This window comes from Yersinia sp. 2553 StPb PI, from assembly GCF_052217105.1.
GTDB lineage: Bacteria > Pseudomonadota > Gammaproteobacteria > Enterobacterales > Enterobacteriaceae > Yersinia > Yersinia enterocolitica_E.
On record NZ_JAZGPX010000002.1, the window covers coordinates 3712805 to 3739676 of the forward strand.

The window sequence follows — 26872 nt, forward strand, 5'->3', positions numbered from 1 at the left end:
CCTTCAACGTCAATCTCGCTCATCAGGTGATAACCGGCGGCGACTGATCAGACGTAATACACGCCAGACCATCATTGCAGCCATAACCACGACCAATACGGCCACCCCTGCCAACAGTACCGGATGGGTAGATAAGGTATGCCAGATACGTTCCCACCACGGTAAATGACCGACATCATAGGTCTCACCAACCCGCAGGCTGTTGACGCCCGACTCGCGAATAACCGCGACTGAGCCAAATATCGCTTCGCGTTTGCCAGTATCGAGCATGGCATTGTTCAGCAAGGTATAACCACGCGAGCTGTCGGCCAATAACGCCACAATACTGCGCTGAGGGAAGTGAGGTGACTGTAGACCGATAATCGCCGACATCGCCCCTTCAGAGCTTATCGTCGCCTGGCTGTCTGCTACCCAATCTGATTGCGGTACCATCATGGTTGGTAAGCCGGTTTGCCGATTTGGCATTTTTACCCAACTCAGGGTCTGTTCCACCAGTACGTTAATCTTTCGATCATTGCGCAGTTCTGGCGGAATGGTGCCAATAATCAACACATCCGCATCTTTCTCCGCCGCCTGTGACCAATCATCGGTAATGTTAATACCGACCGCGGGGTAACCCACCTGCGCCCCGATATTTCCCACCGCATTGAGTAGGGTGGTTATCTGTGCTGGCGCCGGGTTTGGTGGTACCAGAACTAGCGTTTCGGAGAGATCAGCCATACGGCTGAAGGGGAATCCAGCATTGGCAAATGCCCGTAGATCAGGCATTTCCATAAAGTGACGGTAACCGGAGAAATCAATAGTAGAGTTACCGTCAATTACCGCGTGATTCGGCGCGGTAGAATAGGTTTCACATCGCCCCTCGGCACCGCTTGCCAGCAAGGTGCTGTAATCAAAATCAAAACGTAATTGGTTAGTCGCGCCCAGTTTCAAGGACGGAATGCTTAGCCTTTTGGCAGCATCCTGTAAGCCTTGTAGCAATGGCAGACGCAGGATCTTACTGTCTTCGGGCATATTCGGTGACAGTGGGTAATCCTGCACAAACTGATTATTCAAGCTAATACTTAAGCGGGAACCATCCATCAAACGTGTTGAGGTGTAACGATATATCAAGCGCATATCGATACCAGCACTGCGAGTCAAGAACAAATCCGGTGGCAGATTCATCGCTAATGAAATCGGCGGCGGCAGTAATCCCGATGTTTGCAGTTGCTCAGGATATTGCTGCAACTCAGCAAATGTCATCGGGCGGTCGGTACGCACCCAATTTGGTGCATCATAAGGCAGGCGAGGTGCTAATGGCTCAACCTTATCCACCGTTACATTCTGACCACGAAACAGAATATTGCCTTGCGCGATCCCCTGTGCCGCAGTAATCAGGTCATTATCATCGCGCCCCAGAATCAGCAATAACTTCACATACGGGTTATTCGGATGACTGATGATTTCCACCGTTGGAGCTTTCACCAGCGGGTAATCTTTTAGGAAATCAGGGCGTTGAGCATTAGTCGCGAATACTACGCCATGCTGAGTAGGCAGTTGGTTATACAATACCGGGAAGTTCTGCCCATGCCATTGCGCCTTATCACCAAACCATGAGGCCAGAATAGCGGCGGCCCGCTGCTGCGACACATCAGGTGCAGCAGCAAATATCACGGGTAGAATCAGCGGGCGATTATCTCTGGCATCAAAAAATGGCTCAGGAAAGTGGGATAAATCATTTTTAACCAGCAGCGATTGATAGCGCAAATCCAGTGAGCTGGACTTACTGACATCCAACCACAGGGTATTGCTCGCTGGGTTCTCACAGATATTTTGATAATGGCCGACAAAAACTAACCGCAAGCGGTTGAAATCAGTGATGTAACGCGGATCGATCGGTAATTGAAGGTGGGTGGGTTTACCAAGCTGATCTTTGGTGATCGCCATGACGCCCATCAGTTCATCATTCAGCAAAATTTTCACCTGCGACTCCACCGGGATCAGCGAAGGTGATGGCGTAAACTCAAGATTCAAGGTCGCATGAGTCACCACCTCATCACTGCGCACGCCGAACTCAAGCTGGCCTTCAGGGTTAGTGCCACGCAAGGAGAAGGTCCCCGGCGGCGGCGCGATTTTGGCAAACGAATATTCTACGTCGCGCATCGGTACATCACCCGATATTGCGGGTATCTGCGCCACGTCAGTGGCCATGACCGCCGATTGAGCTGACGGTACCGTTGGAGTTTCAGCATGGGTGAATGACGTCAATCCCAAAGCCAATGCGGTAAACCATGTTATTTTTCTCATCACCATACCATCATCAATGTTGAGCCACTGTCTGGCCTTGGCTACTCGGAGCCTGATTCTTACCGACGCCATGGGGTACAAATGACGCTATCCAGGCAATCAGGGAAGTAAATCCTACCAATACATTTCGCATTACCGGTGGCGCATAGCTGGCCATACGGACATATCCTCTAAAGCCCAGCGCCAACACATCGCGCAGACTTTCAATCGGCTTATCTTCAGGAAAACCATCCTGCCACAGCGCCCAGGTATCGGCACGGGCAAAGGTACACTGTATAAAATCAATATGTTGTGCCACGCTCAGTTGATGCATTCGCATCCCGGCTTTAGTGCCGAAGGCTCGGGTCACCTCACAGGGGAAGGTGTACTCCTGCGCCCCACGTTTGAGCAGTAAATGAACCGCCTCACCCTCTTGCAGTAATCCGGCTTCGCGCATTTCAATCCCCACGCCACCATCGGAATAGTCGCGCAATGTACAGGAGAACAAGTGACCATCAGCACGGGCTACTGCGGCTGGCATGGCTATCTCGACCCGGTGTGACTGGCGCACTTGTTTAGCTTCAACTGCCACCGCGACGGCACCGCCTAAAATCGTCATGTTATAAATCACCCACACCAAGCTGATAACCACCGTCATAATTTCATTCGACGGGCCATGACCCAAACGCCACAAACCCGCAATCAGGCCGGCAACGTTGAGAAGAACCAGCGCGATATACGGGCGGGTAATCACCCAATCCACATGCTGCTCTTCAACCAACCCCCCTTTCGACGTCACATTAAACGTTCCTTTGTGTGGGCTGAGAAGTGCCATGGTGGTCGGACGGGCGATATACCATGCCAACACCGTTTCATAGATTTCACTCCAGAAGGAATGGCGGTATTTCCCTTGCAGGCGGGAGTTGGTCAGACTGGCATGGATCATATGCGGCAACACATAGAGTGCAATCGCCAGTGCCGGAGCAAAAATGATGTAAGCATGCAGCAACAAGAAAGCCAGCGGAGCGGTTAGAAAGATTAAGCGTGGAATACCGGATAAAAAGTGCAGCATGGCATTGGCATAACATAAGCGCTGGACTAACTTCAGCCCCTTACCCAGTAGTGGATTATCCAGCCGGAAGATCTGAACCATGCCCCGCGCCCAGCGGATACGCTGCCCGATATGCGCCGATAAACTCTCTGTTGCCAAGCCTGCGGCCTGCGGAATGCGGATATAGGCGGAGGAGTATCCTTTACGGTGCATACGCAACGAGGTATGGGCATCTTCAGTCACTGTTTCTACCGCAATACCGCCAATAGCATCTAACGCACTGCGGCGCAGCACAGCGCAAGAGCCACAGAAGAAGGTGGCATCCCACATATCGTTACCGTCTTGCACCAAGCCATAAAACAGTGTGCCTTCATTCGGCGTCTGACGAAAACGCCCCAGGTTTCGCTCAAAGGGGTCGGGAGAGAAAAAGTGATGCGGCGTCTGGAGTATGCCCAACTTGGTATCTTTAAAGAACCAACCCAACGTCAGTTGCAGGAAAGAACGGGTCGGCACGTGGTCGCAGTCAAAAATGGCGACAAACTCACCGTTAGCCTGTTTCAGTGCATGGTTAATGTTACCGGCTTTAGCATGCTCGTGGGTGGGTCGGGCAATGTAGTGCACCCCGACCTCAGCAGCGAATGCTTTAAACGCGGGTCGGTTACCATCATCCAAAATATAGATATTGATTTTGTCTTTTGGCCAATCAATACCAAGAGCGGCATAAATAGTTGGTTTAACCACGCCAAGATCTTCGTTATAGGTCGGCACCATCAAATCAATGGTCGGCCAACTATTGATATCATCCGGCATTGCCACCGGCTGGCGATTAAGCGGCCAAATGGTCTGGAAGTAACCCAGCACCAGCACCACCCAGGCGTATGTTTCAGCGAACAGCAACAATAAGCCGCATACCAGACTGACGGGGTCATCCCAGTTCAGAGTTTCGGTATAGCGCCACCACAGATAGCGGCAGGAGACGGTTAAAGACAGCACGATAAGCATTAAGGTTGGTAAGCGACCCGGCACCCGTCGCACCACCATCGCCAACGCCCAAAGCAACAGCACAAAAACGAACTGCGCCATCATGCCAAACGGCTGAGAAATACACAGCAACGCTAATATGCCGGTAAAAATACCCAAAATAATAAACAGGACCCGGCGGGTGCGCTTTGATGACGGGGTTAATCGGGTGATAAGCGATTGTTCCAGTCGCTGGAGTTCAAAACGTTCGGGCATATTCCCCAGCCAACGGATATAACCTTGTCTGGTATGTTTTACCCACTTTTTGCCGACTGCGGCAGGCTGGTGCCTCTTTTCATTGCGCGATTCAGGATAGGTCAGTAGCAGCCACAGCCCTTGCAAGAGATACCGTAGGCCATCGCCAAGCCGTGGGCGAATAGGTGAAATCTGTGGGAACCAGTAAGTGCGGTTTTGTATTACACGTTGCCAACTGGGCGACTCCAGACGCAGAAAAATCCAGCACAACGGCAGCGCCAACGTGGTCAAAAAGGCGGTGAGCACGGTGCAACCTTGCTGCATATACAGATGATAACGACGGCGCATCCCCTGATAAACCGGGGTCAGAAATAACATCCGCATCAAGTAGTTCATAGCCTGTTGTTCGCCACAGTAATCAAACACCAATTTGCCAGTGTGGTGACCTCTTCAGCAGCCAAACTTTGCTCACTGTATTCACCCAATGGTTGTTTGGCCGCCAACGCTTCAGCCATTGCTTCATCGCGATGAATAAATGTAGGCAATAAGTTATCTAGGCTTTGTAGCCAAAGCTGATGTAAATCCTGTTGTAGATGGCTACTGGCAGAAAATTGGTTCAGCAGGAAATGGCAGTCGACAGGCAAATTTTGCTGATGTAGACGAATATGACAACTGGCATCGGCATGGATCAATACCAGCACCAGATCAGCCAGCGCTAAAATTTGGCGCGTGAATATACTATCACCCGCAGGGATATCCAATAGAATCCAGCAATCGGGCGCGCTGGCTTGCAACGCAGACAGGTTTTCTCGCCATTGACCGGGGTGCTGTTGTAAGGACGAGTTCAGTTGCTCAGTTTCAATGAGAGTTAGTTGGCCAAATGGCAGAAAATCCAACCCTTCGGTATAGCGCATCGCCCCTTGCTGCCAACCTTGGCCCTCAATTTCAGCTTTGGCCCAACCACGGGTTTGATCAAACGGCATATTGAAATGCAACCGCAATAAATTATCCGGTGAAAAATCGATCACCAGAACTGATTCCTTCAGTTGTTGCAATGCCCAAGCAAGCGCGGCGGTTACCGATGTGGTACCAGTCCCCCCTCTTATCCCTTGTAACGCCAGTACCGGCATAAACTATTCACTCCCTGTGGATTGTGCCAGTTCAGCCAACAATGGCCAGCGAGCCATCATCTGAGTTAATCGTTCCTGACGGACGATATCGATATAACTTAACGTTGGTAATGAGAAAGCCTGAGTTAATGCTAGTAGATCATCCTGAGATTCGAGCGATGTTTTGGCGTGAAATCGATTTATTATGGTTTTCATTTATCCGCCTTTAGAAAATAGGCTATGGTAATTAATTATAACAATAATTCGAGTATACTTTCTCCCAATAAGATGAGTCTTAGATTATTATCACGGGAAAGACATTGGTTAATAATTATTGCAATGTTACAATTGTTCACTGAATTTATCCAGTAATTGGCCCAATCGCATTTTAACCAAGCAGATAAAGAATCTATGCCACGATCTTTCACATTAGGTATTCGAAAAATCTGGGATGAATTAGCAGTGATGCAGGCGCCTGGGTTTTATTGGGTCAATATTGAACGTCAAATTGATGCTAATTTATTCTGTCAGCAACTTATTCGTAACCAATCTGAAAATACTCGGGCCGCCTTGATTTGTTGCGGGCTAAAACCTGAGAAATTACTGGCAAATATTGTGGGTTATGGCCCCTATAAATTGCCACTTTTTACCTTACCGGCACAAAGAAAAGCATTACTACATTTAACTCAAGATTTAATGCGTTCATTACGGCCGCAACAGCGACTGTTCATTCTGTTAGCACCGGCCAGTTTATGGCAAACATTCACTGGCGAAGAGATGCAGCAGTGGCTACAGCATATTCAGCAATGGCTGGAGGCGCAAAACTGTACGTTAATCGTAATTTGCCACAGTTCTGGTATTAATAAAATTAAGAATCAATTAGTTAGCCAGCACCGTTATTTACAAGGATTGGCTAGCCTGCAATGGCAGCAAGATAATGCCCAGTATGTTGCCTCTTGGTGGAGCACTGAAAAAGGGGTTACCGCCAATCAGTTAGTCCGATTGGAAGCAGATGAACAAGGCTGGAGCATGGCGGATGAAGTTCAACAGGCACTGCCGCTTTCACGTAATGATGAGCATCTGTATTTGGCGGAGCGCACTATTTTGGAAGGCGCTCCGCCACTCTCTACCAACTGGCAACTACTTGATAATAATGTAGTATTGGCGCAGCGGGCAATAAGTGCTCATGCCGCCACATTGATTTTTGCCCTTAATCAAAGTGAGCAAATTGACGATTTAGCACATCAGATCCATAACATACGCCGCCAACGGGGTGATGCTATCAAAATTGTGGTGCGTGAAATGAACGCCAGCCTGCGTTACAGCGATGAACGTTTATTGCTGGCCTGCGGCGCGAATCTGATCGTGCCTCACATCGCACCGCTGTCACGCTTTCTTACCATGTTAGAAGGTATTCAGGGCCAACATTCCTCTCGGCATGTTCCTCAAGATATCAATGCGTTATTGGAGGCGTTACGCCCACTTCAGCTTAAAGGTTATTTACCTCCCGCTGAGTTCTGCCACTCTGTTTTGCAACTGATGAACAACACGCTGCTGCCAGAAAACGGCAAAGGTGTCATGGTTGCTCTGCGGACAGTCCCTGGGTTACAGGCCAGACAAGCACTAACACTGTGCCATCTACGCCGCTATGGTGATGTGGTAACGGTAGCTGATAACCACGTGGTATTATTCCTTTCTACCTGCCGTATCAATGATTTAGATACCGCTCTGAAGTATATATTCCGTTTGCCGGTGGCTGAAATTTTCAGTAATCAACGGGTGTGGTATCAGGATCAGGCAATTATCGCTGAGATTCATCGGATGAATACCCCCGATGCATGGCAAATGACCGGTGACAAAAAATCCTATACGCAACAAATGGATACAGCTGAGCAAGCCGAAGTTAGCCGACGAGTCCCCGTGCCTCTGGCACTGAATGTCGGGCCGAACAAGGAGCAAACCCAATGAATCTCAACGATATCTGGCAAATCCTGCTGTGCGCTGCGGTTATCTTTTTCCCTCTGGGTTATGTAGCACACCGTTGGTTTCCACGCTGGTGGGAGAAAAGACAACATCTGTTCTTATCTGCGCGATATTTAAAATCAGAAGGGGTTTGGTTGCGTAATGGCTCCTCTTCACTGACGAAGAAACAACCATGAATGCAAAGAATAAACTGCAAGAATCACCGAGCCCGTGGCGCTATTGGCGTGGTCTTGGCGCATGGAACTACTATTTCCTGCTAAAGTTTGCCTTGCTGTGGTTTGGTTACCTGAACTTCCATCCGCTGGCCAACTTGGTGTTTATTGCTTTCCTGCTATTTCCGATCCCGGCCTATAGGGTCCACCGCTGGCGTCACTGGATTGCGATACCAATAGGTATTGGTTTGCTATATCACGACACCTGGCTACCGGGGCTCAACAGTATCCTGAGCCAAGGCTCGCAGATTACGGGCTTTAGCTTCAGTTATCTAATTGAATTAATTAGCCGTTTTATTAACTGGGCCATGATAGGGACCGCCTTTGTTATTCTGGTGGGCTACCTGTTTATTTCACAGTGGATTCGAGTGACGGTTTTTGTTGTTGCAGCCATGATTTGGCTGAATGTTGCCAGCATCGCCGCACCGGCATTTTCTCTGGCACCTGCCGCTGAAACGTCGGTAGCATCATCTCCAGTAACACTGGGGGCTGAGCCGCCAACGCCTAATAGTCATCAGGTGGCGGCCAATGGCCCACCAACCGATGCCAATCTGACGGCTTATCTGAATGCATTTTATGAGCAGGAGAAAACCCGCCATACGGCATTCCCTACATCGCTGCCAACAGATGCGCAACCTTTTGATTTGTTAGTTATTAATATCTGCTCGCTGTCTTGGTCAGACATTGAAGCTATCCAACTGGATAAGCACCCGCTGTGGAATAAGTTTGATATTCTGTTCAAGAACTTCAACTCTGCCACCGCCTACAGTGGCCCAGCCTCTATTCGACTACTGCGCGCCAGTTGTGGCCAGTCATCGCACAAAGACCTCTATCTGCCACAAGAGCAGCAGTGTTATCTGTTTGATAATCTTGCGAAACTTGGCTTCACATCTCAGTTGATGATGGACCACTCAGGTGTATTTGGTAATTATCTGCAAAACATTCAAGATGACGGCAATATGCGCGCGCCGCTGATGTCACAAAAAGGCATCAGTAATCAATTGGCGTCCTTCGATGGTGAGCCAATTTACAATGATCTGGAACTGCTCAACCGCTGGCTGGAACAGCAGCAGAAAGGGGGGGATAGCCGCAGCGCAACCTTCCTGAATATCATACCGTTACATGATGGTAACCGTTTCGTTGGTACCAATAAAACGGCTGATTACCACGCTCGCGCCCAAACGCTATTTGACCAATTGAATACGTTTTTGGCGGCGTTGGAAAAATCAGGCCGCAAAGTTATGGTGGTGGTGGTACCAGAGCATGGAGCCGCGCTGGTTGGCGATAAAATGCAGATGTCCGGCCTGAGGGATATCCCCAGCCCAAGTATCACGCATATCCCTGTTGGGATTACGTTAATGGGAATCAAAGCGCCACAGCCCGCCAGCCCGGTGATTATCAATACGCCAAGCAGCTATCTGGCGCTTTCTGAATTAGTATCACGTATGGTCGATGGCAAAGTATTTACTGCGCCGACTATCAATTGGCAGACCCTGACACAAGGATTGCCGCAAACAGCGGTAATATCGGAAAACGATAATGCCATTGTGATTCAATATCAGGGAAAACCTTATATTCGATTAAATGGCGGTGACTGGGTGCCTTACCCACAATAAAAACCGAATAGTATTGTCTTCGGCTATTTGATAAAGGGTGCATTCATTGCACCCTTTATTATTCACATATCAACAAAATGATGTTTACATCGATAGTGACTGCATTTGCCAGATAGAACTAAAAATGTGATCTATATCATTTTAAGTGAATGTTAATCTCGACCTAAATAACAGGAGTACTCGGTTATTAAGTCACATTCAGCAATATTAAATTGTTGCGTAACTATTTATTTACAATATTACATTCACATTTACAGTAATTATTTTTAAAATGAAGTTATAAATAGTCAGTGGAAGGCTATTTTCAGTTATAAAAAAACGCCGAATTATCGGCGTTGTTGTAATTGATATCGCACTCGTCGATTGGACCCCAACCAACAGCGCTGGGGCCTTAACTCGTGTTAGCTGGCTTTTTCTGCTTCATCCTGATCAACCGCAAAGCAGGCGACCATTTGATCACCATATTGCTTCAGTTGCGGCTGTAGTTGGGTGCAAGTCCCAAACGCCCGACGACAACGGGCATTAAATGCGCACCCCGGTGGCGGGCTCATGGGGCTAGGTAGCTCACCCGTCAATTTAATTCGCTCACGGCGCATATCAGGGTTCAGCCGAGGGGTAGCAGAGAGCAATGCCTGTGTATAAGGGTGGCGTGGGTTATTAAAAATGGCTTCTTTACTGCCTTTCTCAACACAGCGCCCCAGATACATCACCATCACTTCATCAGCAATGTGCTCAACCACTGATAAATCATGGGAAATAAAGACATACGACAGACCCAGTTCCTGCTGCAAATCCATCATCAGGTTCAATACCTGAGCCCGCACCGAAACATCCAGTGCAGAAACCGGCTCATCGGCAATCACCACATCGGGATTCAACATCAGCCCACGAGCAATGGCGATACGCTGGCGCTGACCGCCGGAAAACATATGGGGATAACGGTCATAATGCTCGGTTTTTAGGCCGACCTTTGCCATCATTGCCAATGTTTTCTCACGCCGCTCTTTGCTGTTGAGATTAGTATTGATTTGCAGTGGCTCTTCCAGAATCTGCCCCACTTTCTTACGTGGGTTCAGCGAGCCATAAGGGTTCTGGAACACAATTTGAATCTTCTGACGCCGTAGTTTTTCCGCACTTTCATCCGGCTTAAGTAAATCCTGACCCTGGTAGTAAAGCTCACCGCCAGTTGGGATCTCTATCATGGTCAGCAAGCGGCCCAGTGTGGATTTACCACAACCGGACTCGCCAACCACGGCCAATGTTTTACCGCGCTCCAAGGTGAAAGAAACCCCATCCAGTGCTTTAACCAGACGCTCTGGTGCAAAGAACCCTTTTTTGACCGGATAGTATTTTTTCAGGTCGATAGCCTGTAATAGCGGCTTGGATACCTGTGATTCTTTTTTCATATCAGTTGGTTGGCTCATAAGGTCGGCCTCCCCGCATCATCGAGCGGTGTATGACATTTAACCTGACGCCCCGCTGGCCCCAGCAGTTCTGGCTCTTCACGGCGGCAACGATCATTGGCATACGGGCAACGTGGGTTCAATAAGCACCCGTCAGGACGGTCATATTTACCCGGTACCACACCCGGTAACGACGCCAGACGCGCTTTATCCTGAGCAAACTCCGGTAAGGCTCGTAACAATGCCTGAGTGTACGGGTGCCGTGGCGCGCGGAAGATTTCCGAGGCTTTACCGGTTTCCACTACCTGACCGGCATACATCACAATAATATGATGAGCCGCCTCAGCCACCAGTGCCAGATCATGGGTTATCAACAGCAGCGCCATATTTTCACGCTGCTGTAACTCCAGCAGCAATTCAATAATCTGGGCCTGAATGGTCACGTCCAGCGCAGTCGTTGGCTCATCAGCAATCAACAATTTCGGCCGACAAGCAATCGCCATCGCAATCATCACGCGCTGGCTCATCCCGCCGGAAAGCTGATGCGGATACACATCCAGACGTGACGCGGGATCAGGAATGCCCACCAGCGTCAGCAAATCCACCGCCCGCTGACGGCGGGTTTTACGGTTGCCGCCCTGATGCACCTTCAGCGCTTCCATAATCTGAAAACCGACGGTATAGCACGGGTTCAAACTGGTCATCGGGTCCTGGAAGATCATGGCCACTTCCGAACCCACTAACTGACGTCGCTCTTTCTCGGAAATCTTGGTCAGGTCACGGCCATTAAACTCCAACTTGTCAGCCATCACTTTGCCGGGGTAATCAATCAGTCCCATAATCGCCAGTGAACTGACCGACTTACCGGAACCGGATTCACCCACAATCCCTACCACCTGCCCTTGCTCAATGCTGTAGCTAATACGGTCTACGGCCTTGAACGGCGCACCTTCGTCACCGAAGTGCACCGATAATTTATCTACATTTAAAAGTGCCATCTCTCTCTACCTCTGTTACTGCTTGAGTTTGGGGTCGAGAGCATCACGCAGGCCGTCCCCCATCAGGTTAAACGCCAGAACCGTCAGCAGGATCGCCACACCGGGGAAGGTCACGACCCACCAGGCGCTTTGGGCGAACTGCAACACGTCAGAGAGCATGGTGCCCCATTCCGGTGTTGGCGGTTGCGCACCCATGCCGAGAAAGCCGAGAGCCGCCATATCCAGAATGGCGTTAGAGAAGCCGAGAGAAGCCTGCACGATTAACGGCGCAAGGCAGTTGGGCAGGATATTGATAAACATCTGGCGCATCGCACCCGCCCCAGCCACTCTTGAGGCCGTTACGTAGTCGCGGTTAACCTCAACCAGCACCGCGGCACGGGTTAAACGCACATAATGCGGCAAGGCAACAAAGGTCAATGCGAGCGAGGCGTTAACGATGGAGGGGCCAAATACCGCCACCAGCACTAATGCCAGCAACAGGCTTGGCAGTGCCAGCATGATATCGACAACACGCATGATGATGGCATCAACGATACCGCCAAAATAACCGGCCAATAAACCGAAAATCACGCCCATCACCAGTGATAGCACCACCACCAGACAACCCACCAGCAGCGAGAGGCGAGCACCGTACATCAGGCGAGATAAGACATCACGGCCCACATCATCGGTACCCAGCAGGAATTTCCAACTGCCGCCCTCTTCCCAGACCGGCGGCTTCAGTAACGCATCACGAAATTGCTCTGCCGGCCCGTGCGGGGCAAGCCAGGTAGCACCGGCAGCAATCAATAGCATAATAATAATGTAGAACAGGCCGATAACAGCCCCTTTATTGCGCTTGAAATAGTGCCAAAACTCCTGCAATGGAGTCATCGGCTTCGGCGCACTTTTTACTGTAGACTCAGTAAGTTGAGACATTCTGCGCCCCTTATTTCTTGTGACGAATACGCGGGTTAACTACGCCATAGAGCACATCTACCAGCAAGTTAACTAAAATAATCATGATTGCGACCAGCAACACACCACCCTGAACCACTGGGTAATCACGGCGTTGCAAAGCATCCATCAGCCAGCGCCCTAACCCCGGCCAGGAGAAGATGGTTTCCGTCAGGATAGCGCCTGCCAGCATGGTACCAACCTGCAAACCAATCACGGTAACCACCGGTAGCAAAGCATTACGCAGTGCATGGACCACAATCACCCGCATCCGGCTCAGGCCTTTCGCCCGCGCAGTACGGATATAATCTTCACCCAAGACTTCCAGCATCGAGGAGCGCGTCATACGCACGATGACGGCAAGAGGGATAGTCCCTAAAACGATGGCAGGCAAAATCATATGCATCACCGCGTCTTTGAAATCACCCGGCTCACCCCAAACAAAGGTGTCAATCAGCATAAAACCAGTCAAAGGCAGGCTGTCATCAAGGAACACCGTATCACTGACGCGCCCGGAAACCGGAGTCAGGTTCCATTGGACCGAGACCAACATAATCAGCATGATGCCCCACCAGAAGATAGGCATCGAATAGCCGGTAAGGGAGATCCCAACAGCGGTGTGATCGAATATTGAACCGCGTTTAACTGCCGCCAACACCCCCACCGGAATACCCACCGCGATAGCAAACAGCATCGCGCAGATCCCCAGTTCCAGTGTCGCTTTAAAGCGTGGGACGAACTCTTCCCAGACAGCAATACGGCTTTTCAGCGAGATGCCGAGGTCGCCATGTAATACGCCATTCACATAATGGAAGTATTGTTGATAGAGAGGCTTGTCTAGCCCCATTTCCGCCATGATTTGAGCATGACGCTCGGTGGAGATGCCGCGTTCCCCAGCCATGATGGTCACCGGGTCACCCGGGATCATATGGACAAAAGCAAAGGTCAGCAAAGTAATGCCGATAAACGTTGGGATAACTAACCCCAAACGTCGGAGTATGAACTGCAACATATCCCGAACTCTCTGTGTAGAATGCCGGGCTGCTCGTGGGCAACCCAGCTTATTAAAACCTTCCCAATAAGCTATTTTACTTGCCATTTTGACCTAGGGTAGTGCTCACCACCGTCACGTAGCCATGATTTACAAGGTCATGGTGTCCGCTCCAGTGCTTGCGCGCTGTCCATGCTCAAAATTTCTGCGACAATGACACTTATTGGGAGAGGTTATATGGCTCACATCTGTATCTGTTTTAACCTATACCCTTCATACTTCAAACTGCATGTGCGTTGGCTACACTCAATCACCCGAATCACTTACTTCAGTAAGCTCATCGGGACTCATTCGCTTGCCGCCTTCCTGCAATTCGAATTATTTTGGGTATCAATAAGAAACCGGCGAATATGCTTTTACACATACTCACCGGTCTTATGCACGGTTAAAATTAATCCAGGGACACGTTCTCGAAATGGTGTTTACCCAACGGATCTACAACATAACCCTTCACTTCTTTACGCACTGGCTCATACACAGTTGAGTGAGCAACAATCAGCGCCGGAGCTTGATCATGCATAACAACCTGAGCTTGTTTGTAAAGTGCGACACGTTTGTCATGATCAGACTCAGCACGAGCAGGCTGAATCACGTCTTCAAACGGCTTATAACACCATTTGGAGTAGTTGGAACCTTGCTTGGCCGCATCACAGCTAAACAGGGTGGCGAAGAAGTTGTCTGGGTCCCCATTGTCCCCAGTCCAGCCCATCATCACCGTTTCATGCTCGCCGTCTTTAGCACGCTTGAGGTATTCGCCCCACTCGTAAGTCACTATCTTGGCTTTCACACCAATTTTCGCCCAATCAGACTGGATCATTTCAGCCATACGACGGGCATTCGGGTTGTACGGACGCTGAACTGGCATTGCCCACAGATCGATAGCGAATCCATCTGGTAGGCCCGCTTCTTTCAACAGCTCTTTCGCTTTAGCCGGATCGTAAGCGTAATCTTTCACGTCATCGTTGTAGCCCCACATAGTCGGTGGGATCAGGTTCTTGGCTGCTTGACCAGCACCCTGATAAACCGCATCAATAATCGCTTCTTTGTTAACAGCCATGGTCAACGCCTGACGAACCTTCACGTTATCCAATGGTTTTTTCTCAACGTTGAAGGAGAGGTAACCGACGTTCAAGCCAGGTTGCTCCATCAGGTTGATGGTTTTGTCTTCTTTCATGCGAGCAATGTCAGCCGGGTTAGGGTATGGCATAACCTGACATTCATTTTTCTGCAATTTAGCGTAACGGACTGACGCATCTGGTGTAATAGAGAACACCAAACGATCAATTTTCGGCTTAGTACCCCAGAAACCCTCAAAGGCTTTGTACAGGATACGGGAGTCCTTTTGGTATTGTTGCAACTGGAATGGGCCGGTACCGATTGGGTTCAAATCGACTTTTTCCGGGGTGCCCGCTTTCAGCATCTTGTCGGCATATTCAGCAGACAGGATAGAGGCAAAGTCCATCGCCAGATCGGCAAGGAATGGCGACTCAGGACGCGCCAATTCAAAACGCACGGTGTTGTCGTCAACTTTAACCACATTGGTGATCAAATCACCCATACCCATGCCCTGGAAGTATTCATAGCTGCCGCCAGACACTTTATGGTACGGATGTTTGTCATCTTTCTGACGCATGAAGGAGTAGATCACATCGTCAGCATTGAGATCACGGGTCGGTTTGAAGTCTTTATTATCTTGCCACTTCACGCCTTTACGCAGATGGAAGGTATAGCTTTTGCCATCTGGGCTAACTTCCCACTTTTCAGCCAGACCAGGTTCAATTTCGGTAGTACCGAGTTTGAATTCAACCAGACGGTTGTAGATGGGTACCGAGCTGGCGTCATACGTTGTGCCAGAGGTAAAGAGCTGCGGGTTGAAACCCTCAGGTGAACCTTCAGAACAATAGACTAATGTTTTTGCTTGTACACTGGCCGCCACGGTCAGTGCAATCAGCCCAATACCGAATTTCAGTATCCCTGTTTTTCCCAAGGAAATCGTCATCGCTTGTGCTCCATTATGGTGATGTGTGTTGTGTGTACGGCCAGACCCTATAATTTTTTCGTCCGTGGACTGTACCGTTTTGGCTCATTAGCCGCAGGGATGCGGGATTGAGATGTCGGATAAAAGCTATCACGACAGCAATTTTGAATGCATTGAATCACCCAAACTGCTCTCTATGACTCCCCCTGAGGGTACCAATTTGGCAACAGTTGGTGGCAACGTCAATACGGTCTGAAAGGTTTTATCAAGACAATGAGAAACAGCATGCAAACATAAAAAAAACTTCTCGTTAACATTATTAGCATGAAAAATTATGCTAGCGGTAATATGCCAGCGATATTGACTGGCTAATTAGAATAAAGCAGTCGCAACATCCAGTGACAAACGAAAAAACTTTGTTGCTAAATGATGCATATCTGGTCGGATTTTTTTGTAATCTCGACAGAAAACAGGAGGAAATGCTGTCGTGACAGCCGATAAGTGACGTGATCGTTGTCACATCCAGCCAGAATTTCACACATCTTGCGTGCCGTTAAAAAAGCAAAGTCAGCTTGCCACCCCCCTCACCGTCCAAGAGATAGCAAGGCTTCATACGAAAGTGCACCCTAATGGTGCCCCTTATGAGTGCATGACTGCGCAACAGATATTATCGGTGACCAAATCATGTCAGTGGGGGCGATTTAGATTAAGGAAATAGCGGGATGGATAGGCAAATTTGGCAGAAAAAACACAAAAAAAAACCTGACTTAAAAGTCAGGGTTCTTAAATTTGGTCGGCGAGAGAGGATTCGAACCTCCGACCCACTGGTCCCAAACCAGTTGCGCTACCAAGCTGCGCTACTCGCCGAATCGGGGCGCATCTTACTGCTACGATTTTTGGCCGTCAATCACTTTTTAACAAACGCTGAGTGACTGTTGTTAAAAACATCACCAACGGCTAAAACTGACGCATTTGCACGTAAATCAGGCTTCCGCTTGCTTTAATTCTGGCGATTGCGCCCGTAGGAATGGCAGCAAGAAGAATGCAGATAAACAGGCCGCAATGGAAATAACCACAAAGAAACCATTCCAGTGCCAAACCTCCATCACGCGGGCAATGGGGTAGCCAGATAAGGCCGCACCCAAGTAGGCAAACAACCCAACAAAACCGGTAGCAGCTCCCGCAGCATCCTTATGTGAGCATTCAGCGGCAGCCATACCAATTAACATCTGCGGGCCAAAAATGAAGAAGCCAATGGCAAAGAAGCAACTCGCCTGCAAGATGTAACTGACACCCGGCATAATCCACAACGACGCCACCGAGAGGAAAATTCCAATAGCAAATATCAAGTTCATTGGCCCACGGTTGCCACGGAACCACTTATCAGAACCCCAACCTGCCACCAACGAGCCAATAAAACCCCCCACCTCGAACAGTGAAATCGCCGAGTTGGCCGTCATCAATGAATAACCTTTCTCTTGTGTCAAATAAAGGTTACCCCAGTCATTGATAGCAGTACGAACGATATAAACCAGCACGTAAGATACCGCCAGCAACCAGATATATTTGTTGGTTAATACATAGCGCTTCACAATCTCTTTATTTGATAGCCCCTGGCCTTCAGATTCCTGGACCAATTCCATCGCATCATTGCGCCACTTACCCACACTCGGCAACCCCATCGTGCTCGGCTTATCACGCAAGCGCCAACACATCAGTAAACCGATCACCACACCGATAATACCAGGGATAATCATGCCGTAACGCCAGCTAAAGTGCAGAGAAATAAAGCCGACCAACAAGGGAATCAGTGCACCACCAAAGTTATGCGAAGTATTCCACATCGCCCACCAACCCCCGCGTTCTGAGCGCGAATACCAACTGGTCAGGATTTTGGAACAAGGCGGCCAACCCCAACCTTGGAAGAAGGCATTAAGGATCCACAAAGAACCAAACACAAGCAGTGACGAGCTCATGCCGAACAGGATATTGATAACCCCGGTCATAACCAACCCAATGCCCATAAAGTAGCGCGGATTTGAGCGGTCACTTATCATGCCGGAGATAAATTTAGAGCAACCATAAGTGATATAAAAGAGTGTGCCTAAAATCCCGACATCAGACATGGTCAGCCCTAAATCACTCAGCATTGCAGGCATGATGAAGTTAAAGCTTTTACGGGTGAAATAGAACGCAGCGTAGCCGATATACATCGTCCACATTAGTTGAATACGCCAATATTTATAAGACGAATCAATTTGCGCTTGATCCGTGACGGGCGGCACGTTATCGCGGCTTTTGAGGAAAGACCACATGTGAACCTCAGAAATTTTTTCAAGTAGAGTCATCATGTTCCTCGTGCGTACAAAACCAATGAGAAAAAACCCTGCAAAAACCGAGAATATTTCTTAGTTTTCATTAGCTGGCAGAGAAACTGTGGGCAAGATCACATTTAAACAGGTGCCGTTATCGACACTCAGCGTAAAATCCCCCCCTAAAGCACTCACCCGTGATTGCATACCTCTTAGCCCATAACCTGGGGTTAATGTCGCCAAATCAACACCTTTTCCATTATCGCGAATCGTCAGTGTTATCTGTCTATCATTCTGTTGTGCATTAATTTCAATCCGGCTGGCAGCACCATGGCGATAGGCATTGGTTACTCCCTCCTGACAGATACGGTATAGGGTGATTTTCAGTGTTTCATCTATATCAGCGTCACTGAGTTGCCAGTTAAGCACACCGGTCACTGATTGATCCTGCGGAATAAGTTCACGTATTAGTGCAGCAATAGCCGCCGATAAGGGCAGATTATTCAATGCCGCAGGCCACAGTTTCGCCAAAACATCATGGACACCATCGTAAACCCGCAACGCCAGCGTCTCGACCATTTCGGCACTGGCCAATACCTGTGGTTGGGTAGTTAACCGTTTGATAATACTGGCTTGGGTTCGGATAACCGTCACTGTCTGCCCAACCTCATCATGCAGTTCACGTGCAACATCACGCCGGGCATGTTCTTCGGCCACCACCAATGCTTTAGCCAACTCACGATTTTCATTCAGCCGTAGCTGTAATTGGTAATTTAACTCGCGCTGACGCTGGATCCCCGCACCTAATAATAAGCCGGTCAAACTCTGCGCCAATAACGACAACAACAAATCACGGTGTGAATCTAATTCTGCGGGGGTATTGATCAATAACACCATGCCATTGAGCAATGTGGCCACCACCGCCCCTTGCCAACCATAGCGATAAGACATAAATACAATCGGGATTGCCAAACAGAACGGTGCAAACAAATACAAATCTGACTCGGTGACATGATGTTGTAGCCATATGCTCAAGGCGAATAGCAGCAGATACCACAGGATATGGCGCAAACGTAGATTAATGGGTTTATGAATCAGCCCCGGCTCCAGCGGAGCCCAGATTTGACGCGCCAGATAGTGCCACAACAACAGACAAATCGGCGCGATGGTAAATCCACCCACCAACCCCAATAACAGCGCCATCGCACCCTGACCACTGTTAATTTGCCATCCTAATGCTTGTATCAATGCAGCACCAAAAATCACCACACCTTGCATCAAGGGCCACTTCCATTCACTGCCGCTGCTCTGATTGCGCAACAGCCAAGGAGAAGCGATAACCGCCAATAACGTGGTCGCCAGCAGTAAGGGAATCGCAGCCCACAGCAAGCTATAAGGATAGCCAAACTGATCGGTCAGCAGCCACCATAGCAGTGCATCACCCAACAGAATGCCCGGCCAATATTGACGTGGGCTTTGCAATAAAATGCCCATCCGCAGGCCAAACGGGAACAGCAGTAGTGCCTGTAACGGCCGATCAACTAATTGAGTGCCAACGGACCATAAACAGAAAGCTGCAGTGATATAAATAAATAACAATGCCAGCAGCATAATAAAACGCTGCATCATAGATTCAATACCTGCTTAGCTAACTCAACGTTATTACTGACACCGAGCTTGGAAAATAAGTTAGCGCGATGAACATGCACGGTTTTCGGTGACAGGCCAAGTGACTCGGCTATCTCGCGCACTTCCATTCCTTGCGCTAATAACAAGGCAACTTCCCGCTCACGTCGGGTTAAGGGGTCAACAGCAATACGAGTCAATTGTTGGGCGATTTCAGGCATCAGATAGACGCCGCCACTGCCAACGGTACGGACAGCGGAAACCAGATCTTCTGGCTTACAACGCTTGGATAGGAACCCCCGCGCACCACGCTCCAACGCCATTTCCACTAGCGCCGGGCTGTCGTGCATCGAGAGCATAATGACCCCCATCCCTGAAGGGAGGTCTTTCAGTAAATCTAAACCACTCTCATCAGGCATCGAGATATCACAAATACAGATATTCGCCTGTAGGCTAGGTAATCCGAGGCGTGCCTGTTTTGCTGAACTAAACTCCCCCACCACTTGAATATCGTCTTCCAGAGAAAGTAGCTGGGCAAAACCTGAGCGCACAATGTCATGATCATCAATAAAGGCAACACGGTAAGTCATGGAAGACTCCAGCCAGTAGGGATTGGAACTGGAGTATACCGTAACCTAAAAGTGACAATGGGATTGGAATCAAAAATCATTCCGTATCGGATTATACTTGTGCTAAATGTTTATTTTGCGGGCCGCCCCGGTGCCTGGCACCAGTTATTCTGGGCATTAATGCCGCCATCTGGCGAGGTATAACCTAAACAACCCAAAATAGAATCAAACAATTCAACCTGACGATGGGTCTTACCCACCCGCTGCTCAGCCTGTAGTTGCTCAAAAGCCGCGAGATGATCCGGTTGCGCCAGGAATTTGTCCGAGGCCCAAACCATCAATGGCACACGGAATTGCTCCGGGGGCGCCATTTCACGTGGTGTTCCATGGAAGTGGGAGTTCTCGTCAATAGACTCACCATGATCCGATGCATAAAACACTAATGCTTTTTTATCCCGCATTTGGTCAATCACATTTGCGATAAACGAATCGGTATACAGCACACTGTTATCAAAAGCGTTCACCAATTGCTGCTTACTGCAAAAATCATCGACCCCCATACATTCAGGCTGATAGCGGGCATAACTGCGGGGATAGCGTTGGGAATAGAGGTAATGTGAGCCTTTGGTATGCAATACCACCAAATGTTTGCCTACAGGATAACGTCCCAGAGACTCCTTCAATTCATCAACCAGCAGCATGTCATCTACCGGCTTATCATCGTTGCGCTTCTCTGAAGCAATCAATTCACGGAACGAGTAATTATCAGTATTCGCATTGTTGTAAAACCAAATTTCGCTCTGCATGGCAAACAGTTCAGAGGTAAAACCCAATGATTTCATCACCGTAAACACATTTTGCTCTTTCAATGTGCGCTGTGGATTATTCTCAGTGCCGCCTTCGCGCACAAACATGCAGCGCAGTGAAAGTTTGGTTGAGGTATCACAAGATGTGCCACGGAAAGCGACTAAATTCTTCTCTTTACTCAGGCGAGGAGTGGTATCACGTGGGTATCCCAACAACCCCATATGATCCCAACGCGTTGTTTCGCCAATGATAAACACAACATAGGTGTCATCAATACCGGCAGGCGCGATATAAGTATGGTGTTCGGTCGGGTTATACAATGTTACCGCATCATAACGCTCGTTATATTGGGTATAAGCATATAAACCCAATGCAGCCAACCAGTTAGAGGGTAAATATGAGTGAGCAACCACACCGCCATAACTCGGCAAATCCACCGTTTTCAGTTGCTCATTAGCATCTTGTACATTATCCAGATAGCGTAACGGCAACCAAACCAGCGCCACAGCAACCGCCATCAACAAAACAGGCTTAATACGCTGCCCTGGTGTCAAAAATTGCTCAAGCAGGGTTAGCCGCAGAGTGTTTTTCCAGATAAGTAGTAACGGTAGTGTGCTGACCAATACCATCCAAATGACAAAATGTAACCCGATGACTTCTTTCGATAAATCTGTATCGGTGGTCAGCACCGAAATAACGATGCCGTAGCCAATGACAACATTGAAAAAAGTCATGTAATAGCTGGCAGCGACAGAAATTAGGACCAGCAGGGTGGCAATAACACGATAAAACCACCGGCCACCGAGGGAGATCACCCTCATAACAAAAAAGGTAAACAGAATAATGGCCATCACTTCGATGATAGCAGACACGACTTTTATGCCTTGGATACCTTGGCTAAAGGAGTCAAAACGACGATAAAAGACAGATATATTCAGGAAAATACCAATATAAACAGCCAACAACAAAGAAATGCTTTGCTGTGATAAAGATTTAACTCTGTCCATATAACGCCAGGTCTCCAGAGACACTATTTGCGGCTTGAATCAGTCAGACAGTGAACCCCCCCTCAGGTTCAGTGCGAGATCAATAAGCATGCTATTGATTTTAGTTACAAGAATTATCTTAACAATTCTTAGTTCGTCAATCCACGAACTAGCGCATAGTCTCTAGAGGATATATTGGCTTATTTATTTGAAGTTAGAGCAGAAAATTTGGGGATGCAGCATATAGCCCACAAGATAATTCTCATGGGCTGCTGAGATGAGAAATTGGCTTATTTGATATTCAATGTCACATCAATATTGCCACGCGTGGCATTGGAATATGGGCAGACAACATGTGCCTTTTTCACCAAATCTTCTGCTACGCTACGCTCGATACCCGGCAAGCTGATATCCAGTTGCACTTCAATACCAAAACCAGTTGGAATGGCACCAATACCCACGGTACCTTCAATGCTGGCATCATCAGGCACTTTCACCTTTTCTTTTGATGCCACAAATTTCAGCGCACCAAGGAAACAAGCTGAATAGCCCGCAGCAAAGAGCTGTTCTGGATTAGTCACAGCGCCCCCCGCCCCACCCATCTCTTTTGGGACGCCCAATTTCACATCCAATACGCCATCTGAGGATGTTGCCCGACCATCACGCCCGCCAGTGGCTTTAGCTTTGGCACGGTATACGACTTTTTCAATAGACATTTTGCTTTCCTTTCTGGGTCAGTAAATATGAACAACAGCTACGACTTGAAAGTATGGCACTCATTATGAAAAAGCCCCCGATTCGGAGGCTTTAACATCATCTTATTTCGCTGGTGCGTCTATCTTGTCATCTATCCGCTGCAACATGTACGAATAGAATGGATTTGATGAGATACGCATCAGTGAGTCTAACCCGACAACCAGTACCGCCCGCTCACCACGAGCGGCAAAAGTCCCCAAGCTGATACCGTATTGGTCACGCGGTTCTGGATAGCGGCCATACAGCGAATCACTCATTGGGAATGGCAATGCCACGTGGGATAACGAGAAAATGTCCGGTGGGTAAATCAAGCCGGTAGGTACTGAAACCTCGTTAGTCTCACCCGCCAAGGTAGTCAGCGCCACTGTTTCATTACTTTGCGGTGAAACGTTGGTAATCACCGTTACGCTATAATTACGTGGTGGTGGAGGCAACAAACGCGCCAGAGCAGTATAAGAAGAAGTTCTTAATAGCGGGCCGAAACTGGCGGCACGGTTCAAATCGAACAGCACCACTTCGCTACCATTCTTCGGCAAGTGGTTATAAAGAGCAGTAACAACCGCACGAGTACTGACCGTTGAATCCATTAACGACTGGAAGGTCAGAATCGGAGGTAACTCCTCCATCTTATTGTTTCTGGCATCACGCGCAATTTGCTGTTGCAGCACAGACGTCAGTAAATAAGACTGACGGGCAGCATTCACTGGGAACGAGTTATATTTGAAAGGATTAAACTCCGGCACAATCCCCAACCAGGCAGCTTTAGCAAAGGCCGGGAAGATAGCGGGCCAACCGGCAATACCGGCAAAACGCGCAAAACTGGTGACACCGATCATCGGGGATATCAAGATAACCCGCACCGGTTTCGCCAGTGTTGGGTCATCCATTGAATCCAACGTATATTTCATTGCCAACGCGCCGCCATTGGAGAAGCCGACCACGTGTAGCGGTAAATCAGGGCCACTCAGTGCTTTGGCTTCACGAACAGCTAAGCGCGTTGCCGCCAGCCAGTCCTGCCATTCAACATCGGTCAGAGCCGCAGGCACTGTTCCGTGAGCGGGCAAACGAATACCAATGGCAACATATCCACGCTGACGATAATTTTCAGCAATATGACGCAGGCTATAAGGGGTGTCAGTTAAACCATGCAGTAAGACCACAGCACCTTTAGGTTTACCTTCTGGCTCAAGAATATATGAGCGATTCCAGTCATTTTTGAAATGTGGGGGGTAAATCGAGCTACCAGAGTAATAACGATTTAATGGAATTTCATTCCTTGGTTCCAGTTTCTCGGTAACATTAATCCGCACTTCATCGAAAAGGTTATTTTCAGCTTTGATGTAATCCGCCCAACTGGCTTTATCAATCTCAGCCGCGCGCATATCATGAGGAACAAACGTATGCCAAAGCTCGAGCTTTGGGCCACGTTGTGTATCGTAAATTCGTATCGCCAGTATGGTAACTGACATTACCACCAAGACCAGTACAATCCGTTTAATCCACCGCTTAATGGCTATGGCAGGCATGGGCCGCTACTCCGTATGTATATAATTTTTCACAATTGAGGTCAGTTTATCACCATCTGGCCACGCCGCTACTTTAAACGCAAAACATTATCTTGGTATATAGTGCGATAACAATAAAATGAATATGTGATTATTCCATCAACTCAACATCTTTAGACGGGGTAATTATCCATTGCTCATCGGACCCCACTCTATAATTAAATAGTCTGAAGCATTAAGTAACCTGATTTAATTTTGTCGTGAGCTGACCTCAACAGAATCCTTCATCTACCGGGGTAACATCCTATGAAAAAAACTGAACCCGTGACCGAGCAGCCGCCACTACAGACACGTAAAGTCGATTATCTCCGCTACCATCGTGCTCATGAACACTTATCAACCCCTTTCGGCAACAGTTGGTTTGCCCAGAAAGCAGAAGCTTTTGCCCGTTTTTTCGGCACGCCAGTCTTCCTTGGCGCACAAACACTCATTGTGGTGATCTGGATTGGTCTGAATGTGATGGGTATTGTCAAATTTGATATTTACCCGTTTATTTTGCTAAATCTGGCTTTTAGCTTACAGGCGGCCTACGCAGCACCCCTTATTTTATTGGCGCAAACCCGCCAGGCAGAACGTGATAAGGCTAATGCACAAGCCGATGCACAACATCGCGAGGCACTAGCCATTGCGAATGAAGAGCGGCAAAGAATGGCAGCGCAAAATGCGGAACAAATGCTGGAGTTACTGCGGCAGAATACAGAACTCACCACCCTGACCAATCAATTAACCACCCGCCTTGAAACCATGGCGTTAGAATTACACCAAAAATTGGTGATCAATGTGCCGACTCGCCCCCCACAGAGCTAAAAAGCAACAGTATGGCCGCTGAATCGATCATCAGCGGCCAGTCGTGACTAAACCTCGCGACTTTCTATCTGTTTTTGCAAACTCTCTATCGGTTCTTGAAGAGACCGTGGTGAAGCCTTGCGTAACCAGACCCACCAGGCGAGAGTCATTAATACTACCCACGCCACCCCAACATACATGGCGATACGGGTATCAGGGAAGTAACCTAAAACCGCGATAATAAATGCCATAAAGATGATGGTCAGAATCGGTGCCACTGGCCAGAACGGTACCGGGAATGTCAGCCGGGCAATATTCTCTTTGCTCATAGAGCGGCGCATCGCCACTTGCGAGATAAGGATCATCAGCCATACCCAGACCGTCGCAAAGGTGGCAATCGAGGCAATAATCAGGAATACATTTTTCGGGATCAGATAGTTCAGCACCACACCACATAACAGTGCGATTGCCATCACCAAAATAGTCATCCATGGCACACCATTACGGGTCAGACGGCTAAAACACTTCGGTGCCAGCCCTTCTTGCGCCATGCCGTACATCATGCGACCCGCACCGTAAATATCACTGTTAATGGCGGAAATAGCCGCGGTAATAACCACCAGATTCAAAATATTAGCAGCAGAACTAATACCTAAACTACTGAAAATCTCAACAAAAGGACTGCCATTTTGCCCAATACTATTCCATGGATAAATAGCCATCAGCACAAACAAGGTCAAAACATAGAACAGTAGAATGCGTATCGGTACGGTATTAATGGCACGTGGTAGTACTTTTTCTGGGTTCTTTGCCTCACTGGCCGTGACACCGATAATTTCTATCCCCCCAAAAGCAAACATCACCACGGCAAATGATGCAATCACCCCCGTCAAGCCATTCGGCATAAATCCTTGATGAGACCAGAGATTACTGACACCGGTGCTCTCATGACCTGCACCAAAGCCAAACATCATGATGCCCAAGCCGGCAGCAATCATGGCAATAATCGCCGTCACTTTTAGCAACGATAGCCAGAACTCCATTTCACCAAACACTTTGACTGAGCAGAGATTCAGCGCACCAATAAAGAAAATAATACTCAGCACCCAAACCCACTGTGGCGCATCAGGGAACCATAACCCCATATAGATACCGAATGCGGTGACATCAGCCAACGCCACAATAATCATCTCAAAGGTATAGGTCCAGCCAGTGAGAAAACCGGCCAGCGGCCCAAGATAACGGCTGGCATAGTGACCGAAAGAGCCTGCTACCGGGTCATGCACTGCCATCTCACCCAGCGCGCGCATCACCATAAACACGGCCGCTCCGCCGATGAGGTAAGCAAGTAAAACTGCTGGTCCCGCCAGACGAATCGCCTCGGCAGAGCCATAAAACAGACCGGTCCCAATGGCGGAACCTAACGCCATAAACCGGATATGCCGGGCACTGAGGCCTCGTTTGAGCGTGGATGAATCATTTTTCATGGTACATTCTCGCAAAATTTGTGCCTTTTCAGGCAGGGGTTCAGAGAGGGTGATCCCGGTAATCGGGACCACCCATAGGTTGATGTAATAACTGGTGACCGTTGTTATTAGTAGATTAATTGTTATTAGTTGATGAACGGTTATTAGTGGACAAATCG

20 protein-coding genes and 1 tRNA gene are annotated in these 26872 nt (G+C 48.6%); 4 read left to right on the plus strand and 17 right to left on the minus strand.

From position 1 onward, the window contains the following. Positions 1–9: 9 nt before the first annotated feature. Genes bcsB through bcsR form a run of 4 tightly spaced genes read right to left on the minus strand, consistent with a single transcriptional unit; the run spans position 10 to position 5859 of the window. Entirely contained in the window at positions 10–2295 is a 2286-nt protein-coding gene (gene bcsB / locus V2A84_RS18515) for a cellulose biosynthesis cyclic di-GMP-binding regulatory protein BcsB (protein WP_083161383.1), read from the minus strand. A 7-nt stretch (positions 2296–2302) separates the two neighbouring features. Beyond that, the gene (gene bcsA / locus V2A84_RS18520) at positions 2303–4930 is read right to left on the minus strand and encodes a UDP-forming cellulose synthase catalytic subunit (RefSeq protein ID WP_083161385.1); all 2628 of its coding nucleotides are present in this window, start codon (positions 4928–4930) and stop codon (positions 2303–2305) included. Then, on the minus strand, positions 4927–5664 hold the full coding sequence (gene bcsQ, locus V2A84_RS18525) for a cellulose biosynthesis protein BcsQ (protein WP_083161387.1): 738 nt from the start codon (positions 5662–5664) through the stop codon (positions 4927–4929). The genes bcsA and bcsQ overlap by 4 nt, the downstream gene beginning before the upstream one ends. Positions 5665–5667: 3 nt before the next feature. Continuing rightward, a complete protein-coding gene (bcsR, locus tag V2A84_RS18530; protein WP_083161389.1) occupies positions 5668–5859 on the minus strand; it encodes a cellulose biosynthesis protein BcsR in 192 nt (63 codons plus the stop codon). A 195-nt stretch (positions 5860–6054) separates the two neighbouring features. Here bcsR and bcsE point away from each other — a divergent pair, with 195 nt between their 5' ends. From bcsE to bcsG, 3 genes are read left to right on the plus strand one after another with little or no spacing between them, the layout of a single operon-like run. Then, the gene (gene bcsE / locus V2A84_RS18535; protein WP_083161391.1) at positions 6055–7611 is read left to right on the plus strand and encodes a cellulose biosynthesis protein BcsE; all 1557 of its coding nucleotides are present in this window, start codon (positions 6055–6057) and stop codon (positions 7609–7611) included. Next, a complete protein-coding gene (bcsF, locus tag V2A84_RS18540) occupies positions 7608–7802 on the plus strand; it encodes a cellulose biosynthesis protein BcsF (protein WP_083161393.1) in 195 nt (64 codons plus the stop codon). Before bcsE ends, bcsF begins: the two co-directional genes overlap by 4 nt. Continuing rightward, positions 7799–9454: a cellulose biosynthesis protein BcsG gene (gene bcsG, locus V2A84_RS18545; RefSeq protein WP_083161395.1), complete on the plus strand. Its 1656-nt coding sequence runs from the start codon at positions 7799–7801 to the stop codon at positions 9452–9454. Before bcsF ends, bcsG begins: the two co-directional genes overlap by 4 nt. Positions 9455–9855: 401 nt before the next feature. Here bcsG and dppF read toward each other — a convergent pair whose 3' ends face one another. From dppF to V2A84_RS18605, 12 genes are all read right to left on the minus strand, one after another. Continuing rightward, on the minus strand, positions 9856–10860 hold the full coding sequence (gene dppF / locus V2A84_RS18550) for a dipeptide ABC transporter ATP-binding subunit DppF (RefSeq protein ID WP_083163965.1): 1005 nt from the start codon (positions 10858–10860) through the stop codon (positions 9856–9858). 14 nt (positions 10861–10874) lie between these two features. After that, positions 10875–11855 carry a dipeptide ABC transporter ATP-binding protein gene (gene dppD / locus V2A84_RS18555; protein WP_083161397.1) on the minus strand — a complete coding sequence of 327 codons (981 nt, stop codon included), beginning with the start codon at positions 11853–11855 and terminating at the stop codon, positions 10875–10877. Positions 11856–11870: 15 nt separating this feature from the next. Beyond that, on the minus strand, positions 11871–12773 hold the full coding sequence (dppC, locus tag V2A84_RS18560; RefSeq protein ID WP_083161399.1) for a dipeptide ABC transporter permease DppC: 903 nt from the start codon (positions 12771–12773) through the stop codon (positions 11871–11873). Between the two features lie 10 nt (positions 12774–12783). Continuing rightward, positions 12784–13803: a dipeptide ABC transporter permease DppB gene (gene dppB / locus V2A84_RS18565; protein WP_005174906.1), complete on the minus strand. Its 1020-nt coding sequence runs from the start codon at positions 13801–13803 to the stop codon at positions 12784–12786. 430 nt (positions 13804–14233) lie between these two features. Further along, positions 14234–15841 carry a dipeptide ABC transporter periplasmic-binding protein DppA gene (gene dppA / locus V2A84_RS18570; RefSeq protein WP_083161401.1) on the minus strand — a complete coding sequence of 536 codons (1608 nt, stop codon included), beginning with the start codon at positions 15839–15841 and terminating at the stop codon, positions 14234–14236. 769 nt (positions 15842–16610) lie between these two features. Then, positions 16611–16687: transfer RNA gene (locus tag V2A84_RS18575), tRNA-Pro, on the minus strand. Positions 16688–16803: 116 nt separating this feature from the next. Further along, on the minus strand, positions 16804–18135 hold the full coding sequence (locus V2A84_RS18580) for an MFS transporter (RefSeq protein ID WP_083163967.1): 1332 nt from the start codon (positions 18133–18135) through the stop codon (positions 16804–16806). 93 nt (positions 18136–18228) lie between these two features. Beyond that, complete coding sequence (gene uhpB / locus V2A84_RS18585) at positions 18229–19761, minus strand: signal transduction histidine-protein kinase/phosphatase UhpB (protein WP_083161403.1); 1533 nt, start codon at positions 19759–19761, stop codon at positions 18229–18231. Then, positions 19758–20348, minus strand: coding sequence for a transcriptional regulator UhpA (gene uhpA, locus V2A84_RS18590; RefSeq protein WP_083161405.1), 591 nt, complete (start codon positions 20346–20348; stop codon positions 19758–19760). Before uhpA ends, uhpB begins: the two co-directional genes overlap by 4 nt. A 110-nt stretch (positions 20349–20458) precedes the next feature. After that, positions 20459–22141: a kdo(2)-lipid A phosphoethanolamine 7''-transferase gene (gene eptB, locus V2A84_RS18595; RefSeq protein ID WP_083161407.1), complete on the minus strand. Its 1683-nt coding sequence runs from the start codon at positions 22139–22141 to the stop codon at positions 20459–20461. Between the two features lie 269 nt (positions 22142–22410). Further along, entirely contained in the window at positions 22411–22836 is a 426-nt protein-coding gene (locus tag V2A84_RS18600) for an organic hydroperoxide resistance protein (protein ID WP_004713820.1), read from the minus strand. A gap of 102 nt (positions 22837–22938) precedes the next feature. Beyond that, entirely contained in the window at positions 22939–24402 is a 1464-nt protein-coding gene (locus V2A84_RS18605) for an alpha/beta hydrolase (protein ID WP_083161409.1), read from the minus strand. Positions 24403–24687: 285 nt separating this feature from the next. On the opposite strand from V2A84_RS18605, the gene V2A84_RS18610 reads away from it, so the two are divergent. Further along, positions 24688–25248, plus strand: a complete 561-nt coding sequence (locus V2A84_RS18610; RefSeq protein WP_083161411.1) for a DUF1003 domain-containing protein — start codon at positions 24688–24690, stop codon at positions 25246–25248. Positions 25249–25295: 47 nt separating this feature from the next. Here the strand turns inward: V2A84_RS18610 and V2A84_RS18615 are convergent, their stop codons facing one another. Next, positions 25296–26714 carry an amino acid permease gene (locus V2A84_RS18615; RefSeq protein ID WP_083161413.1) on the minus strand — a complete coding sequence of 473 codons (1419 nt, stop codon included), beginning with the start codon at positions 26712–26714 and terminating at the stop codon, positions 25296–25298. Positions 26715–26872: the final 158 nt, after the last annotated feature.

Bases quoted from the DNA above. Each gene is read 5' to 3' on its own strand.
- bcsB (WP_083161383.1), bottom strand. From the start codon at position 2,295: ATGGTGATGAGAAAAATAACATGGTTTACCGCATTGGCTTTGGGATTG.
- bcsA (WP_083161385.1), bottom strand. From the start codon at position 4,930: ATGAACTACTTGATGCGGATGTTATTTCTGACCCCGGTTTATCAGGGG.
- bcsQ (WP_083161387.1), bottom strand. From the start codon at position 5,664: ATGCCGGTACTGGCGTTACAAGGGATAAGAGGGGGGACTGGTACCACA.
- bcsR (WP_083161389.1), bottom strand. From the start codon at position 5,859: ATGAAAACCATAATAAATCGATTTCACGCCAAAACATCGCTCGAATCT.
- bcsE (WP_083161391.1), top strand. From the start codon at position 6,055: ATGCCACGATCTTTCACATTAGGTATTCGAAAAATCTGGGATGAATTA.
- bcsF (WP_083161393.1), top strand. From the start codon at position 7,608: ATGAATCTCAACGATATCTGGCAAATCCTGCTGTGCGCTGCGGTTATC.
- bcsG (WP_083161395.1), top strand. From the start codon at position 7,799: ATGAATGCAAAGAATAAACTGCAAGAATCACCGAGCCCGTGGCGCTAT.
- dppF (WP_083163965.1), bottom strand. From the start codon at position 10,860: ATGAAAAAAGAATCACAGGTATCCAAGCCGCTATTACAGGCTATCGAC.
- dppD (WP_083161397.1), bottom strand. From the start codon at position 11,855: ATGGCACTTTTAAATGTAGATAAATTATCGGTGCACTTCGGTGACGAA.
- dppC (WP_083161399.1), bottom strand. From the start codon at position 12,773: ATGTCTCAACTTACTGAGTCTACAGTAAAAAGTGCGCCGAAGCCGATG.
- dppB (WP_005174906.1), bottom strand. From the start codon at position 13,803: ATGTTGCAGTTCATACTCCGACGTTTGGGGTTAGTTATCCCAACGTTT.
- dppA (WP_083161401.1), bottom strand. From the start codon at position 15,841: ATGACGATTTCCTTGGGAAAAACAGGGATACTGAAATTCGGTATTGGG.
- V2A84_RS18580 (WP_083163967.1), bottom strand. From the start codon at position 18,135: ATGTGGTCTTTCCTCAAAAGCCGCGATAACGTGCCGCCCGTCACGGAT.
- uhpB (WP_083161403.1), bottom strand. From the start codon at position 19,761: ATGATGCAGCGTTTTATTATGCTGCTGGCATTGTTATTTATTTATATC.
- uhpA (WP_083161405.1), bottom strand. From the start codon at position 20,348: ATGACTTACCGTGTTGCCTTTATTGATGATCATGACATTGTGCGCTCA.
- eptB (WP_083161407.1), bottom strand. From the start codon at position 22,141: ATGGACAGAGTTAAATCTTTATCACAGCAAAGCATTTCTTTGTTGTTG.
- V2A84_RS18600 (WP_004713820.1), bottom strand. From the start codon at position 22,836: ATGTCTATTGAAAAAGTCGTATACCGTGCCAAAGCTAAAGCCACTGGC.
- V2A84_RS18605 (WP_083161409.1), bottom strand. From the start codon at position 24,402: ATGCCTGCCATAGCCATTAAGCGGTGGATTAAACGGATTGTACTGGTC.
- V2A84_RS18610 (WP_083161411.1), top strand. From the start codon at position 24,688: ATGAAAAAAACTGAACCCGTGACCGAGCAGCCGCCACTACAGACACGT.
- V2A84_RS18615 (WP_083161413.1), bottom strand. From the start codon at position 26,714: ATGAAAAATGATTCATCCACGCTCAAACGAGGCCTCAGTGCCCGGCAT.